The sequence below is a fragment of the Streptomyces sp. NPDC017246 genome (assembly GCF_044331325.1).
Classification (GTDB): Bacteria; Actinomycetota; Actinomycetes; order Streptomycetales; family Streptomycetaceae; genus Streptomyces.
On record NZ_JBIRMW010000006.1, the window covers coordinates 312,219 to 328,491 of the forward strand.

Sequence of the window (16,273 nt, forward strand, 5' to 3'; positions counted from 1 at the left end):
TCCGGAGTCGGTTCCCGGGGCCGCCGTGGGGCCGGTGGGGCTTCCCACAGCTTGGCCTTAGGGGGCCCTTACGGCCGGACATGGGACACTCCACGACGATGGACATGGCAGGGACGCAGCTGAGGGCGCTGCGGGCGGCGTTCTTCACGGCACTGGTCGTGACGCTGTCCGTGGCGTCCCACGTGCTGCTCTCACGCGTGCCGCTGCCGCTCGGGACGGTCGTCCCGGTCGCGGTCGGCGTCTTCGCCGTGGCGTACGCCCTGGCCGGCCGCGAGCGCGGCCTCGGCCCGATCGCCGGGCTCCTCGTCCCCCTGGAGCTGGCGGCCGACACGCTCTTCACCAGCGGCCAGGTGGTCTGTTACGGCGCCGCCGGCGGCCCGGTCGCCGGTTCGCTGCGCGCGGTGGGCGTGGAGGTGTTCTGCGGCGGCGCCGTCGGCACCCCGCTGCCGGGTGTCGCGGTCCCCGAGAGCGGCACCGCGGCCGCCCTGCTCGACTCCCCCGACCCGGCGCTGCCGTGGCTGCTGCTCCTGGCCCACGTGGCCGTCGGGCTCGCGGCCGCGGCCTGGCTGCGGGGCGGGGAACGGGCGCTCGCCCGGCTGCTCGGCGCGGTCGCGGCCTTCGCGTTCCGGCCGCTGCTGATCGTAGTGGCCTTCTTCCGTACCGGTGGTCCGGCGCCGCGGCGCGCCGGGCGGCCCGCGGGACGGCCCCGTGCCTCCCGTACCCGGTTCCTCACGCACTCCGTGGGACGACGGGGACCGCCGTGCCCGCGCTTCGCTCTCGTCTGAGCAGCGCGAGCACACAGGCACGCAGTCCCCCTTCCCTCCCCACCTCACGGAGATCACGATCATGAGCGCACGCAACAACCAGACCAACAAGGCTGCCGCCCGCGAGCGGATCCGCGTCGAGCGCGAGCGCCAGGCGAAGAAGGACCGCGCGCGCCGCCAGCTCGTCGTCGGCGTCTCGGCCCTGGCCGTCCTGGCCGCCGCCGGCGGCATCGGCTACGCCGTGGTGCAGTCCAACAAGCCCTCCCAGTGGGAGGCCGCGGCGAAGGCGACCGTGACGGCCCCGAAGAACACCTCGGGCACGAACGGCACGACCGTCGTCGTCGGCAAGTCGTCCGCGAAGAAGACCCTGGAGCTGTACGAGGACTCGCGCTGCCCCGTCTGCGCGACCTTCGAGCAGTCGGTGGGCACCACGGTCGAGAAGGACGTCGAGGCCGGCAAGTACAGGATCAAGTACGTCGGCGCCACCTTCATCGACGACGCCGCGACGGGCGAGGGCTCGAAGAACGCCCTCTCGGCACTCGGCGCGGCCCTGAACGTCAGCCCCGAGGCCTTCCTGAAGTACAAGGCGGCGCTCTACTCCACGACGTTCCACCCGGAGGAGAACGACGACAAGTTCGCCAAGGACTCCTACCTGCTGGAGGTCGCGGACTCGGTGCCGGCCCTCAAGAGCAACGCCGAGTTCAAGAAGAACGTCGAGAACGGCACCTTCGACGCCTGGGCGATGAAGATGTCGAAGGCCTTCGACGCCAGCGGGGTGACGGGCACCCCGACCCTGAAGATGGACGGCAAGAAGGTGACGGTGGCGGGCAGCGACAACCCGCCGATGACGCCGGCCGAGTTCGACACGGCGATCGCGACGGCCCTCAAGGGCTGACGCACGCACCCTCCCTCACCCCCCGACCCGACCCGCCCGCCGTTTCACGCGGCGGGCGGGTCGGGACCGAGGGAACACCCGCCGGTCAGGAGCCGGGCGGCAGACCGCGTGTCACGGGCCGAAGGACAGCATCCGCGCCTGGTGGTCCCCGTCGTCGCCGGTCACGCCCGAGGGCGTGACGACAAGACGCCCGTGCGCGTACACGACCCATCCGGCGAGCATCCGGGACTCCGTGGACCGCGCCGACCCTGGGTGCCGCTGCACCTCTTTCCTCGTGTCGACGCCGCCCGGGCCGAGGCGTGACACGAGGCCCGGCTGGTCCCAGGTCGCCGCCTCGTAGACGAGCGCCTTCTTCCCCGGCTCGGTGCGCAGGGGGTACAGAACGGCATCGGAGTCTCCGGCCTTCACGCCCCAGAGGAGTTTCCCGGTGGTGAGGTCGTAGCCGCCGACCCGGTCGATGCCGCCGAGCACGACCATGCCGTCGCCGGCCACCACGCCCGGGCACGACTGGAACTCGGCGCCCCAGCCGGTGTTCGCGCAGTGCTGGAAGCCCTTGGCCCTGGCGTCGATGGTCCGGCGGGCCCTTCCGTCCGGTCCGAGGGCGACCACGCGCCAGTTCTCGGAGGGGTTCTCGACCTTCCCGGTGCTGATGACGAGCGGGTCGACGGAGAACACCGAACCGGGCTTCCAGCCCGGCTCGGTCCGGAACCGCCAGCGGACCCTTCCGGTACGCGGGTCGATCTCCCGGATCTGGCCGTAGTTCCTCCGGTCCACGGAGGCGCTGAGGGCGCAGTCGGATTTCACCAGGAGCCGCACGCCGCCCGCCACGTCGACCGGGTGGCACTTCCCGGGGTCCTCCATGGGGATGTCGTAGAGCTTCGCGCCGTCACCGACCCGGTAGGCCGTGGCCTTCAGGCTCTGCACCACCGCGAGGGTGCCCCCGCTGATGGCGGTGTGCACGATGATCGTGTCGTCCGCGGAGCCGGTCTCGGTGAGCTTCTTGTGCCAGCCCGCCTTCCCCGCCCTGAGGTCGATCATCTGGAGCTGGTTGCACCTGTTCCCGTTCCTGGCCTGGCTGCTCTTGTACACCAGGACGACCTTGCCGTCCGGGGTCGGATGGGCCGGGGTCTCGCAGACGGGCGCGGGCAGCGGCAGGCTCCAGACCTCGGTACCGTCCGAGATCCGGTAGGCGCTGACCTTCCGGTACGCGGCCTGGACGACGAGGTCGCCGACCGTCCACAGGTCTTCGAAGCTGTTGTAGCCCCGGGGCAGATCGGTCGTGTCGTCGACGACCCACGCGCGCGCGTCCCCGGGTTTCCGGGCCGCGTTGATCTCCTCGGTGGTGGGGACGTGTTGCGGCGCCCTGGTGGGCGGGCCGGTCTTCGGGGGCGGGGTGGTCCGCTTCGGCGAGGCACTCGGCCCGGCCGCGGGCGGGGCGGCCCGGTCCCCTCCGTCACGCGTCACGACGACGTACGCGCCGACGCCGGCGAGGACCAGGAAGGCGAGGACGGCGGCGATCAGGGGCGCGGCGCGAAAGCGTCTCGGGGGCGGGGGCGGTGTGCCGTAGCCCTCCGGCGCGTAGGGGTTCTGGGGTACGGGCCGCTGTGGCGTGCGGTCTCCGTACCAGGGCTGGTGCTGCGCCATCGGTCTCCCCCTCGTGGCGACCCGGGCTGTCCGGAAGGCGGCCTGCCCGGGCCCGAGCCGTCCAGATCCGGCCGCCCGGAGCCGAGCTGTCCGGAATGCCAAGGTTCCTGGAAGTTTCTTCTAGAACCTTTCTCTGATTCCGACTCAGACTGGCCAGCCGGGAGGGGGCGTGTACGCGGATCAGCCGCGACCCCGGGGCGACGAACGGACGAACATTCCCCGCACCGCTCCCCACCCACCATACTGGTCAGTAATCTGACTGCCCGTGACCAGTCGTTCTCTCTCCCCCGCCCCCACTCGGCGCACGGTCGTCAAGGCCGCCGCCGTCACCGCCGTCGCCGCGCCCGCCCTGCTGGGCGCCGCCTCCACGGCCCACGCGGCCCCCGGGGCACCCGCGTTCCTCCACGGCGTCGCCTCCGGCGACCCCCTGCCCGACGGCGTCCTGCTCTGGACGCGCGTCACCCCCGTCCCCGAGGCCGTCCCCGGATCCGGCCTCGGCCCGGCAGTCCAGGTCGGCTGGGAGCTCGCCGAGGACCGGGCCTTCGCCCGGACCGTGGCCTCCGGTACGACCACGGCGGGCGCCGCCTCCGACCACACGGTGAAGGCGGACGTCCGGGGCCTGCGCCCGGCCACCTCCTACTGGTTCCGCTTCACCGCGGGCTCCGCCGTCTCCCCCGCCGCCCGGACCCGGACCGCGCCGGCCACCGACGCCGCCGCGCCCGGTGTCCGCTTCGGCGTGGTCTCCTGCGCGAACTGGGAGTCCGGCCACTTCTCCGCCTACCGCCATCTCGCCGCCCGCGCCGACCTGGACGCGGTCCTCCACCTCGGCGACTACGTGTACGAGTACGGCAGCGGCACCTACCCGGAGGCGAAGTACACCGTCCGGCGGCACGAGCCCCGCCACGAGATCGTCTCGCTCGCCGACTACCGCACCCGGCACGGGCACTACAAGACGGACACCGACCTCCAGGCGCTGCACGCGGCCCACCCGGTCGTAGCCATCTGGGACGACCACGAGTTCGCCAACGACGCCTGGTCGGGCGGGGCCGAGAACCACACCCCCGGCACCGAGGGCGACTGGGCGGCCCGGGTCGCCGCCGCCAAGCAGGCGTACTTCGAGTGGATGCCGGTCCGCACCTCCACGGAGGGCACGGTCTTCCGGCGTCTGCGCTTCGGCAAGCTGGCCGATCTGCACCTCCTCGACCTCCGCTCCTTCCGCTCCGCCCCGGCGAAGGCGGGCAGCGGATCGGTCGACGACCCGGCGCGGAGCATCACGGGCCGCGCCCAGCTCGACTGGCTCAAGTCCGGGCTCACGGCCTCGGACGCGACCTGGCAGCTGGTCGGCACCTCGGTGATGATCTCGCCGGTCGCCTTCGGATCCCTGCCCGCCCACCTCCTGGAGCCGATCGCGGAGCTGCTGGGGCTGCCGAAGGAGGGGCTCGCCGTCAACGTCGACCAGTGGGACGGCTACACCGACGACCGCAGGGAGCTGCTCGCGCATCTGACCTCGCGGGCCATCCGCAACACGGTCTTCCTGACCGGCGACATCCACATGGCCTGGGCCAACGACGTGCCGGTGAAGGCGGCGACGTACCCGCTGTCGGCGTCCGCCGCGACCGAGTTCGTGGTCACCTCGGTGACCTCGGACAACCTGGACGACCTGCTGCACGTGGCCCCGGGGACGCTCTCGGTGGTGGCCGCGGGCGCCGTCAAGGCCGCCAACCGGCATGTGAAGTGGGTGGACATGGACCACCACGGCTACGGGGTGCTCGACGTGACCGCCGAGCGCTCACAGATGGACTACTACACGGTCTCCGACAAGGCGGATCCGGCCGCGACGACGGCCTGGGCGCGGTCGTACCGGACGCTGAGCGGAACGCAGCGTGTCGAGCGGGTGTACCAGCCCGTTCGCTGACGTTCCCCTGACGCACCATCACCGTCGATTTTCAGCCATGATCTCTTCTGTTAACGGGAGATCACATCGCTACGGCGGGTGGCCGATTTCAGAGATCGAATCCGGACACACCACCCGCCTCTGACACTCCGACTGTTACGTCGGCATCTCAAACTCCGGGAAGGGCACAAGATTTTCTTCCTGATGCCCCGAATTGCCCCATGAATGATTGGGCTTGATCACTGCTCAACAGTGTCTGACATGGACGCGTAATCTCCCCGGCGTGGCGGAGGAAGTTCCTCCCCCCACCCCCCACGAGGAGTCACCATGCGTGCTCTTGCCCGTATATCCCCGCGTATGTCACGTCGGATGCTCGGTACCGCCGTCATGGCCGGAACCCTGGCCCTTGCCCCGCTCTCCGCCCCGGTCGCCAGCGGTACCACCACCCTGGCCGGCGCCTCCGCCGAGGAGTGCGCCGACGGCGCCACCGCCCTCTCCGGTGCCCGCAAGGTCCGCGGCGCCGACAGCCACGCCGCCGAGCCGAACGAGCTCACGGCCACCAAGGCCGCGGCCATGGACGCCGATTTCAAGAAGAAGCTGTCCGCCGCCCGCTCCGAGGCCCGCCTCGGCGCCTCCGCCGGCAGAGCCGCCGCGGTGGTGAACATCCCCGTCTACTTCCACGTCATCCACTCCGGTACGACGGGCAAGCTCTCCGCGACCGCCGTCACCAACCAGATGAACGTCCTGAACGCGGCCTACGCGGGCCAGGGCACCGGCAACGTGAACTCCAACTTCCAGTTCACCCTGGCCGGTACCGACTACACGGACAACGCGTCCTGGTACAACCTGTCCTCCGGCTCCACCGCCGAGAAGCAGATGAAGCAGACCCTCCGCAAGGGCGGCGCGGGCGCGCTCAACTTCTACACCGCCAACCTGGGCGGCGGCCTCCTCGGCTGGGCGACCTTCCCGTCCTCGTACGCCTCGCAGCCGTCCATGGACGGTGTCGTCGTCCTCGACGCCTCGCTCCCCGGCGGCTCCGCGGCCAACTACAACCAGGGCGACACCGCCACCCACGAGGTCGGCCACTGGATGGGCCTCTACCACACCTTCCAGGGCGGCTGCAGCGGCAGCGGCGACGGCGTGGCCGACACCCCGGCCGAGAAGAGCGCCGCGTTCGAGTGCCCGACCGGTCGTGACACCTGCACCAACAAGACCGGCGTGGACCCGATCCACAACTTCATGGACTACACGTACGACTCGTGCATGTACCAGTTCACCTCGGGCCAGGTGACCCGGATGAACGACTACTGGACGGCGTACCGCGCCTGATCCGGCCGAACACGGGTGTGGCCCCCGGGGGAACTCCCCCGGGGGCCACACCCGTTCACCGCGGTCCTACAGGCTGTCCAGGAAGGCCAGCGCCACCGACCACGTCCGGCCGGCCGACTCCTCGTCCCAGTCGGGCAGCTCCGGGTCCGTGTACACGTGCCCCGCGCCCGGGTAGCGGTAGATCTCCACGTCCGCCCCGGCCTTGCGCATCTGGAGGTACCAGGACGACAGCCAGTCGTGCGTCTCGAACGGGTCGGGATCGGCCACGTGCAGCTGCACGGGCAGCTCGTCCACCGAGGCCGACTCCGCGAGGTCCGAGGTTCCGTGGAAGAGCAGCAGCCCGCGCGCCTTCTCGTCGCCGAGCGCCAGGGTCTGCGCGACCGAGGCCCCGAGCGAGAGGCCCATGTAGACCAGACCGCGCTCCGAGTAGGGGGCGGCGGCGAGGACCGCCCGCTTCAGCAGCTCGTCCTTGCCGATCTCGTTCCGGAGCTCCATACCCTCCTCCACGGTCCCGACCGTCCGGCCCCCGTAGAGGTCCGGGGTCCAGACCTGATGCCCGGCGGCACGGAGCCGCTCGGCAGCGGCCTCGACGGAAGGGGTCAGCCCGTAGGCCGAGTGGAAGAGCATGATGTCCATGCGTCCCATCCTGCCACCCGCCCCACGGGACTCGGCCGCGCCGCCCACCGGGCCGCCCACCGGGCCGCCCGCCGCCGCGCCGGCCTCACCGCCCGCCTCCCCGCCGGCCGCCTCCCCACCGGTCCGCCCGCCTCCCCGCCGGCCGCCGCCCGTCCCCGTCACCGCATGCTGCGGACGTCCAGCTGCCGCAGCACCCGGTCCACCACCTCCGGGTCGGCGCCCGGCTCGCTGCGCGCCGAGAGCACCTCGTGCCGGGCGGCCGACATCAGCTCCCGCTGGATCCGCTGCACCGCCTTGAAGCGCTTCGTCCGCTCCACGAAGGCCGCCCTCCGCTCCTCGTCGACCATGTCCGGACTGATCCTGGCCCCGATGTCGTACGCCCCGCGCAGCAGCCGCTCCTGGACCTCCTCGGGCAGCTCCTCGACCTCCTCGATCTCCTTGAGCCTGCGCCTGGCCGCCTTCGCGGCCCGGATGGCGAGATCCCGCTCCAGGACCCGCTCGGCGTCCGCGTCGGCCCGCACGCCGAGCCGTTTCACCAGCCAGGGCAGCGTGAGCCCCTGGACGACGAGCGTGGCGATGATCACACAGAAGGCGATGAAGACGATCTCGTCCCGGCCGGGGAAGGGCTCGCCGTCGTCGGTGCGGAGCGGGATGGCGAGCGCCAGCGCCACCGAGGCCACCCCGCGCATCCCCGCCCACCACATGACGACGGTCTCCCGCCAGCTCATCGGGATCTCCTCGTCGACGTCCCGGCGCGTGTGGAGCCGCTTCGCCAGCCAGGTCGCGGGCAGCAGCCACAGCAGCCGGACCCCGACGACCACCGCGACCACGGTCGCGCCCCAGCCGAGCATCTCCCAGCCGCGCCCCTCGGCCACCCCGAAGACATGGACGAGCTCCAGGCCGATGAGCCCGAAGGCGATGCCCGTGACGAGGGTGTCGACGATCTGCCAGAACGTCTGTCCGGCGAGCCGGCCCATGACGTCGTCGGCGTCGACCGCGTGCTCGGCGAGGAAGAGGGCGGTGATCAGGACCGCGAGAACGCCGGAGCCGTGCAGCTCCTCGGCGAGGACGTAGCTCACGAAGGGGACGAGGAGGGTGAGCCCGGTCTGGAGCGTGGCGTCCCCCAGGAGTCCGATGAGCTTGTTGGTGAGCCAGCCGAGCACCAGACCGACGATCATGGCGACCACCGCGGACAGCACGAACTCGCCCACCGCGTCGGGCCAGGAGAAGGCGCCGCTGACGACGGCGGCGATCGCCACGTGGTAGAGCACGATCGCGGTCACGTCGTTGAAGAGCCCCTCGCCCTCCAGGATCGACACGAGCCGCCGCGGCAGCCCCAGCGAGCCGGCGACGGCGGTCGCCGCGACCGGGTCCGGCGGTGCGACGAGGGCGCCCAGCGCGATCGCGGCGGCCAGCGAGATACCGGGCACCAGCGCGTGCGCGACCGCGCCGACGGCGGCCGTGGTGACGAAGACGAGGGCGACGGCGAGCAGGAAGATGGGCCGTCTGTTCGCCGCGAACTGGCGCCAGGAGGTCCGCTGCACGGAGGCGTACAACAGGGGCGGCAGGACCAACGGGAGGATGAACTCCGGCGGGATCTCGACGTTCGGAACGAAGGGCAGCAGGGCCAGCGCGATCCCGATGAGGGTCATCAGGACCGGCGCGGGCAGTCCGAGCCGGTCCCCGAGGGGCACGGTGAGCAGGGCACCGAGCAGCAGCAAGAACAACAGGGCCAATTGATCCACGGCCCCCACCCTGTCACGTATGTCCGTTTTAAAGGCGACTGCCCCCTGTGTACGCCGGAACGCGGCGAGTACTCCAGGGGGCAGGAGGCCTACGGGTGGCGCGGGAAGGCCTACAGGACCTTGCGCATCGCCCGGTGCGGCATGTCCGCGTCCGGGAACTCGGGGCCGTACGCCTCGTAGCCGAGCCGCTCGTAGAAGCCGAGCGCGTGGGTCTGCGCGTGCAGGTCGACCGCGGACAGACCGCGCTCGCGCGCCACGTCCTCGACGGCCCGCACGAGCGCCGCGCCGACACCGAGGCCGCGCGCGGCCTTGGAGACCGCGAGCCGGCCGAGCGAGCCGACGGAGGCGTCGGCGCCGGTCCTGCCGACCGCGTCCGCACCGGACAGCAGCCGTCCGGTGCCGAGCGGCACCCCGTCCTCGCGCACGGCGAGCACATGCGCCGCCGTCGCGTCGTACGTGTCGTACTCCAGCTCGCGCGGAACGCCCTGCTCCTCGACGAAGACCTCGCGGCGGACCGCGAAGCAGGCCTCCCGGTCCTCGGCGCCGAGCGCCTCACGGACGCGGTACGAGGCGGTCACTGGCTCTCCGCCGCGATCCGGTCGAGGGCCCGCTGGAGGTCCTCGGGGTACGTGCTGGAGAACTCGACCCACGAGCCGTCGCCGGGGTGCTCGAAGCCGAGCCGGACGGCGTGGAGCCACTGCCGGGTCAGGCCGAGCCGCTTGGCGATCGTCGGGTCGGCGCCGTACGTGAGGTCACCGACGCAGGGGTGGCGGTGGGCGGACATGTGCACCCGGATCTGGTGGGTGCGGCCCGTCTCCAGCTTGATGTCGAGCAGCGAGGCCGAGCGGTACGCCTCGATGAGGTCGTAGTGCGTCACAGAGGCCTTGCCGTCGGCGACGACCGCCCACTTGTAGTCGTGGTTCGGGTGCCGGCCGATGGGGGCGTCGATGGTGCCGCTCATCGGGTCCGGGTGGCCCTGCACCAGCGCGTGGTAGCGCTTGTCGACCACGCGCTCCTTGAACTGGCGCTTGAGCGAGGTGTACGCGTACTCCGACTTCGCGACCACCATCAGACCGGAGGTGCCGACGTCGAGGCGGTGCACGATGCCCTGGCGCTCGGCGGCGCCGGAGGTGGAGATGCGGTACCCGGCGGCGGCGAGGCCGCCGATGACCGTGGTGCCGGTCCAGCCGGGGCTGGGGTGCGCGGCCACACCGATCGGCTTCATGATCACGACGATGTCGTCGTCGTCGTGGACGATCTCCATGCCCTCGACGGGCTCGGCGACGATCTGCACGGGCGCGGCCGCGCCGGGCATCTCGACCTCGAGCCACGCGCCGCCGCTGACCCGCTCGGACTTTCCGACGACGGAGCCGTCGACCTGGACCTTTCCTGCGGCGGCCAGCTCGGCCGCCTTGGTACGGGAGAACCCGAACATACGGGCGATGGCGGCGTCGACGCGCTCGCCCTCCAGGCCGTCGGGAACGGGCAGCGTGCGGATCTCGGGACTCGTACTCACTCGTCGAGTATGCCTTGTGCCGGACGCACTCCGTTCTGGGCTCAGTCCTTGTGGACGGTGCCGTCGGGGTCGAGACCCCGGAAGGACAGGATCACGATGAGGATGCCGCCGCAGACGATCGCCGAGTCGGCGAGGTTGAAGACGGCGAAGTTCGCGGGGGCGATGAAGTCGACGACCGCGCCCTCGAAGACGCCGGGCGAGCGGAAGATCCGGTCCGTGAGGTTGCCCAGCGCACCGCCGAGCAGCAGACCGAGCGCGATCGCCCAGGGCAGGCTGTAGAGCTTCCGCGCCAGCCGGACGATCACGACGATCACGGCGGCGGCGATGCAGGTGAAGATGATCGTGAAGGCCTCGCCCATGCCGAACGCCGCCCCCGGGTTCCGGATGGCGTCGAAGCGCAGCAGATCCCCGATCACCGGGATCGGCTCGCGGCCCTCCAGCTTGGCGACCACCAGCATCTTGCTGCCGAGGTCGAGCAGATAGGCCAGGACGGCCACGACGAAGAGCGCGAGGATCCTGCGCCTGCCCCTCGGCCGCTCCTCGGGAGCGGCCGACCCGTCGGGCGTGGCCGTACCGTCGGCGGCGGCCGTCGCGTCGGAAGCGGCCGACTCCTCGGCCCCTGCTGAATCCGGCGTACCGATGATGCGCTCCGCCTCTGCCACGTGAGTGAGTCCCTCGACCTCGATGCCTGACCGTGCACCGAGAGTACGGCACAGGCGTACGAGACCGGCAGCCGAGATCGTCAGCCGCGCCGCTCCTGACGCTGCTTGTCCTCGACGCAGAGCGTGGCCCGCGGGAAGGCCTGCATCCGCGCCTTGCCGATCGGCTTCCCGCAGACCTCGCAGAGGCCGTACGTGCCGGAATCGAGCCGTTCCAGAGCGTGCTCGCTCTGCTCCAGCATCTCCCGGGCGTTGGCCGCCAGGGCCAGCTCGTGCTCCCTGGTGATGTTCTTGGTGCCGGTGTCGGCCTGGTCGTCCCCGGCACCGTCGCCGGAGTCCCGCATGAGGCCGGTGAGCTCCTCCTGGGAGTGCGCGAGCTCGCTGCGCAGCCGCAGCACCTCCGACTGGAGCATGGTGCGGGCCTCGGTGACCTCGGCCGGGGTCCAGGGATCCTCGCCGGGACGCACCGCGAGCTCGCCGGTACGGGCCGGCGGCACACCGGCCTCGTCCGCTGCGGTCGTGACGCCTCCCGCGGTCTTCTTCGCTGCCACCGTCCTGGCTCCTGTCTGCTTCTTCGCGTTCTTGGCGGCGGGCGCCCTCTTGGCCGCCGCCTTCTTCGCCACGGCCTTCTTGGCGGGCGTCTTCCCGTCGGCGTCGTGCCCGGCGGCCGGTTCCCCGGCGTCCGCGTCCCCGTCGACCGACGTCAGGGCGTCCGTCTCCTCGGCGGCCGCCTTCTTCGCGGCCGTCTTCCGCACGGCGTCCTTCTTCGCGACCGGTCTCTTCGCGACCGACTTCCGTGCGGCAGGCGTCTGCTCCGCGACCGTCGGCGGCTCGCCGACCGTCGTCTTCTTCCCGGCCACGTCCTTGGCGCCCTCGCCCGTACCGGTGGAACCGGCGGCCGAGGGCTTCTTCGCGGCGGTCTTCTTCGCCACCATGTCGCGGCCCCTTCACATTTTGTGATCTTGCTCGCGAATCGTGCTGGGACGATAAATCGGCCCAAGGCCCGCGGCAACGGGGCTCGCCGCCGTTCCCACCCGCCCCCGCATCCCTCGGGGCAGGCCTGCCTCCGTTGTGCCCAGCTCCCCGCCGGGTAATCCGTCCCACCCCTCCCCCACATGGCCCCACCCCAACTCCGGCCCGCCCCGTATGGCCATTCGGGTCACGGGAAAACCGGTCTGCCGCCCTGCGCCGGGCCCCGTACACTGGCCACAGCGAAAGGCTTGGATGGGGACGAGTAGCGTCGTACGCAGCCATGAGCGACCCGGGGACGGTGAGAGCCCGGGGGCCCGCCCGATGTGAAGCATCACCCCGGAGCCGTCGGAAGAAAGCCGCAGGAGAGCGCGGTGACTAGACCCGGCGTCGCGACCCCAATGAGGGGGCTCAGGGCGTGTGCCCCGGGCCAAGGAGGGTGGTACCGCGGGAGCAGCGCTCTCGTCCCTCCGACGGAATGACGACAGTCCGCCGGAGGAACTCGATGACACCGCCGCAGTACCGCCAGGTGCCCGCCCAGGTCGACCTGCCCGCGATGGAGCACGCCGTGCTCGATTTCTGGCACGAGAACAAGGTCTTCGCCAAGACCCTTGAGCAGTCCGAAGGACGCCCCGAGTGGGTGTTCTACGAGGGCCCGCCCACCGCCAACGGCATGCCCGGCGCCCACCACATCGAGGCCCGCGTCTTCAAGGACGTCTTCCCCCGCTTCCGGACCATGCGCGGCTACCACGTGGCCCGCAAGGCCGGCTGGGACTGCCACGGCCTGCCGGTCGAGCTCGCCGTCGAGAAGGAACTCGGCTTCGCCGGCAAGAAGGACATCGAGGCGTACGGCATCGCCGAGTTCAACGCCAAGTGCCGCGACTCCGTGACCCGGCACACCGACGCCTTCGCCGAGCTCACGACCCGCATGGGCTACTGGGTCGACCTCGACGACGCCTACCGGACCATGGACCCCTCGTACATCGAGTCGGTCTGGTGGTCCCTGAAGCAGATCTTCGACAAGGACCTGCTCGTCCAGGACCACCGGGTCGCCCCCTGGTGCCCCCGCTGCGGCACCGGCCTCTCCGACCACGAGCTGGCCCAGGGCTACGAGACGGTCGTCGACCCCTCCGTGTACGTCCGCTTCCCGCTGACCTCCGGCCCGCTGGCCGGCAAGGCGGCGCTCCTCGTCTGGACGACGACCCCGTGGACCCTGGTGTCCAACACGGCGGTCGCCGCCCACCCCGAGGTCACCTACGTGGTCGCCACCGACGGCGACGAGCGCGTCGTCGTCGCCCAGCCGCTCGTCGAGAAGGCGCTCGGCGAGGGCTGGGTCACCACCGGTGAGTCCTTCACGGGCGCCGAGATGGAGCGCTGGACCTACCGGCGCCCCTTCGAGCTCGTCGACTTCCCGGCCGAGGCGCACTACGTCGTGAACGCCGAGTACGTCACGACCGAGGACGGCACGGGTCTGGTCCACCAGTCCCCCGCCTTCGGTGAGGACGACCTCAAGGTCTGCAAGGCGTACGGCCTGCCGGTCGTGAACCCGGTCCGCCCCGACGGCACCTTCGAGGAGGACGTGCCGCTGGTCGGCGGCGTCTTCTTCAAGAAGGCCGACGAGGCGCTCACCGCCGACCTGGACGCGCGCGGACTGCTCTTCAAGCACATCGCGTACGAGCACAGCTACCCGCACTGCTGGCGCTGCCACACGGCCCTGCTGTACTACGCGCAGCCGTCCTGGTACATCCGCACGACGGCCGTCAAGGACCGCATGCTGGCGGAGAACGAGCGGACCAACTGGTTCCCGGAGTCGGTCAAGCACGGCCGCTTCGGCGACTGGCTGACCAACAACGTCGACTGGGCGCTCTCCCGCAACCGCTACTGGGGCACCCCGCTGCCGATCTGGCGCTGCGAGGACGGCCACCTGACGTGCGTGGGCTCGCGCGCCGAGCTGACCGAGCTGACCGGCACGGACCAGTCGGAGCTCGACCCGCACCGCCCGTACATCGACGCGGTGACGTTCGGCTGCCCCACCGAGGGCTGCTCCCTGGAGGCCGTCCGGGTCCCCGAGGTCATCGACGCCTGGTACGACTCGGGCTCGATGCCCTTCGCGCAGTACGGCTACCCGTACGAGAACAAGGAACTCTTCGAGTCCCGCTACCCCGCGCAGTTCATCTCCGAGGCCATCGACCAGACGCGAGGCTGGTTCTACACCCTCATGGCCGTCGGCACCCTGGTCTTCGACAAGTCGTCCTACGAGAACGTGGTCTGCCTGGGCCACATCCTCGCCGAGGACGGCCGCAAGATGTCCAAGCACCTGGGGAACATCCTCCAGCCCATCCCGCTGATGGACCAGCACGGCGCCGACGCGGTCCGCTGGTTCATGGCGGCCGGCGGCTCGCCGTGGGCGGCCCGCCGGGTGGGCCACGGCACCATCCAGGAGGTCGTCCGCAAGACCCTCCTGACGTACTGGAACACGGTGGCCTTCCAGGCGCTGTACGCCCGTACGTCCGGCTGGTCCCCGTCGGCCGCCGACCCGGCCCCCGCCGACCGCACGGTCCTCGACAAGTGGCTCCTGTCCGAGCTGAACACGCTCGTCGCCGAGACCACCGAGGCGATGGAGTCCTACGACACCCAGCGCACCGGCAAGCTGATCTCGGCCTTCGTCGACGACCTCTCCAACTGGTACGTCCGCCGCTCGCGCCGCCGCTTCTGGCAGGGCGACAAGGCGGCCCTGCGCACCCTCCACGACGTGATCGAGACGATCACCCGCCTGATGGCCCCCCTGACCCCGTTCATCACGGAGCGGGTCTGGCAGGACCTGGTGGTGCCGGTGACGCCGGAGGCCCCCGAGTCCGTCCACCTGACGGGCTGGCCGGAGGCCGATTCGACCCGCATCGACAAGACGCTGTCGGAGCAGATGCTCCTGGTCCGGCGCCTGGTCGAGCTGGGCCGGGCGACCCGCGCGGAGTCGGGCGTCAAGACCCGCCAGCCGCTCTCCCGGGCCCTGGTGGCGGCGACGGGCTTCTCGGCCCTCTCCCCGGAGCTGCGGGCCCAGATCACGGAGGAGCTGAACGTCACCTCCCTGGCGTCCCTGTCGGACGTGGGCGGCTCGCTGGTGGACACCACCGCGAAGGCCAACTTCCGGTCCCTCGGGAAGCGTTTCGGCAAGGGCGTCCAGGACGTGGCGAAGGCGGTGGCGGCGGCGGACGCGGCGGCGCTGTCGCTGGCCCTCCGCGCGGGCGAGGCGGTCCTCACGGTGAACGGCGAGGAGATCGCCCTCACCCCCGAGGAGATCATCATCACGGAGACCCCCCGCGAAGGCTGGTCGGTGGCCTCCGACTCGGGCGCGACGGTCGCCCTCGACCTGGAGATCACCCCGGAGCTCCGCAAGGCGGGCCTGGCCCGTGACGCGATCCGGCTCATCCAGGAGGCCCGCAAGAACAGCGGCCTGGACGTGGCGGACCGCATCGCCCTCCGCTGGCAGACGGACTCCCCGGAGACGGCGGAGGCCCTGACGGCCCACGCGGAGCTGATCGCGGACGAGGTCCTGGCGACGGACTGGACCCAGGGCGAGGCGGACACGACGTACGGCACCCCGTTCACGGACGAGTCCCTGAACCTGACGTTCCGCCTCCGCAAGGCCTAGGAACCCACCAGAAAGGCCCGGCACCCCGAGGGGCGCCGGGCCTTTCGCCGTTCCCCCACCCCACCCCTTCCCGAAACCCTGCCGGGGCGGGTGGGGGTGACGGGGCGATCCCGGGGGCGGGGGCCCGCAGGGACCGGCAGTCCCCGGGGACGCCGGGGCCTTGCCGGCCGGGCCGCACCGGGGGCCGCGACGCTGTCTGCGCGGGGCCCGTGGGTGCCCTCGGGGCGAAGCCGGTGCCCCGGGGCCGCCGGTGGCGGGGCCCGCCGGCCCGGCCCCGACGGACGCCGCAGCGCCCCGTGAGCCCTGCGGCTCGGCCCCGGGCGGGCGCCGCAGCGCTGTCTGCCTCACAGGCCCCGTAGCCGCCCTCGGGGCGAAGCCGGTGCCCCGGGCCCACCCCGGGGTCCGGGGCGGAGCCCCGGTTTCGGGAAGGGGCGGGGTGGGGGACAGCCCCGCCGCAGGCGCCCGGCACCCGGGGCCGGGGTGGCCCCGGCGGACGCCGCGGTGCCCCGCGAGGCCTGCGGCGCGGGCCAGGGTGGACGCCGTCGGCCATGCCTGGCCCTCGGGGCCCCGGGG

At 71.8% G+C, this 16,273-nt stretch carries 12 protein-coding genes; 5 read left to right on the forward strand and 7 right to left on the reverse strand.

The genetic code is table 11. The features are described from left to right. Positions 1-98: 98 nt before the first annotated feature. Together ACH4MY_RS16720 and ACH4MY_RS16725 are read left to right on the forward strand one after the other, a co-directional pair. Positions 99-785, forward strand: a complete 687-nt coding sequence (locus tag ACH4MY_RS16720) for a hypothetical protein (RefSeq protein ID WP_398003441.1) — start codon at positions 99-101, stop codon at positions 783-785. Between the two features lie 61 nt (positions 786-846). Beyond that, a complete protein-coding gene (locus tag ACH4MY_RS16725; RefSeq protein ID WP_398003444.1) occupies positions 847-1,659 on the forward strand; it encodes a DsbA family protein in 813 nt (270 codons plus the stop codon). Between the two features lie 111 nt (positions 1,660-1,770). Here the strand turns inward: ACH4MY_RS16725 and ACH4MY_RS16730 are convergent, their stop codons facing one another. Further along, on the reverse strand, positions 1,771-3,303 hold the full coding sequence (locus ACH4MY_RS16730) for a PQQ-binding-like beta-propeller repeat protein (protein ID WP_398003446.1): 1,533 nt from the start codon (positions 3,301-3,303) through the stop codon (positions 1,771-1,773). Between the two features lie 265 nt (positions 3,304-3,568). On the opposite strand from ACH4MY_RS16730, the gene ACH4MY_RS16735 reads away from it, so the two are divergent. After that, positions 3,569-5,218 (forward strand): alkaline phosphatase D family protein, encoded by a 1,650-nt coding sequence (locus tag ACH4MY_RS16735; RefSeq protein ID WP_398003448.1) that lies wholly within the window; start codon positions 3,569-3,571, stop codon positions 5,216-5,218. Between the two features lie 336 nt (positions 5,219-5,554). Beyond that, complete coding sequence (locus ACH4MY_RS16740; RefSeq protein WP_398003451.1) at positions 5,555-6,526, forward strand: zinc metalloprotease; 972 nt, start codon at positions 5,555-5,557, stop codon at positions 6,524-6,526. A gap of 66 nt (positions 6,527-6,592) precedes the next feature. On the opposite strand, the gene ACH4MY_RS16745 is transcribed toward ACH4MY_RS16740, so the two are convergent. The 6 genes from ACH4MY_RS16745 to ACH4MY_RS16770 form a co-directional block, all read right to left on the reverse strand. Beyond that, on the reverse strand, positions 6,593-7,162 hold the full coding sequence (locus ACH4MY_RS16745; RefSeq protein WP_398003453.1) for a dienelactone hydrolase family protein: 570 nt from the start codon (positions 7,160-7,162) through the stop codon (positions 6,593-6,595). Positions 7,163-7,320: 158 nt separating this feature from the next. Next, positions 7,321-8,907: a Na+/H+ antiporter gene (locus tag ACH4MY_RS16750; protein WP_398003456.1), complete on the reverse strand. Its 1,587-nt coding sequence runs from the start codon at positions 8,905-8,907 to the stop codon at positions 7,321-7,323. 110 nt (positions 8,908-9,017) lie between these two features. After that, complete coding sequence (locus ACH4MY_RS16755; RefSeq protein WP_398003459.1) at positions 9,018-9,485, reverse strand: GNAT family N-acetyltransferase; 468 nt, start codon at positions 9,483-9,485, stop codon at positions 9,018-9,020. After that, positions 9,482-10,423: an RluA family pseudouridine synthase gene (locus ACH4MY_RS16760; RefSeq protein WP_398003462.1), complete on the reverse strand. Its 942-nt coding sequence runs from the start codon at positions 10,421-10,423 to the stop codon at positions 9,482-9,484. The genes ACH4MY_RS16755 and ACH4MY_RS16760 overlap by 4 nt, the downstream gene beginning before the upstream one ends. A 41-nt stretch (positions 10,424-10,464) precedes the next feature. Continuing rightward, entirely contained in the window at positions 10,465-11,085 is a 621-nt protein-coding gene (gene lspA, locus ACH4MY_RS16765; protein WP_398003465.1) for a signal peptidase II, read from the reverse strand. An 80-nt stretch (positions 11,086-11,165) separates the two neighbouring features. After that, positions 11,166-12,017, reverse strand: a complete 852-nt coding sequence (locus tag ACH4MY_RS16770) for a TraR/DksA family transcriptional regulator (RefSeq protein WP_398003468.1) — start codon at positions 12,015-12,017, stop codon at positions 11,166-11,168. A 539-nt stretch (positions 12,018-12,556) separates the two neighbouring features. Between ACH4MY_RS16770 and ileS the strand changes: the two genes are divergently transcribed. After that, a complete protein-coding gene (ileS, locus tag ACH4MY_RS16775; RefSeq protein WP_398003471.1) occupies positions 12,557-15,700 on the forward strand; it encodes an isoleucine--tRNA ligase in 3,144 nt (1,047 codons plus the stop codon). The last annotated feature ends 573 nt before the right edge of the window (positions 15,701-16,273 follow it).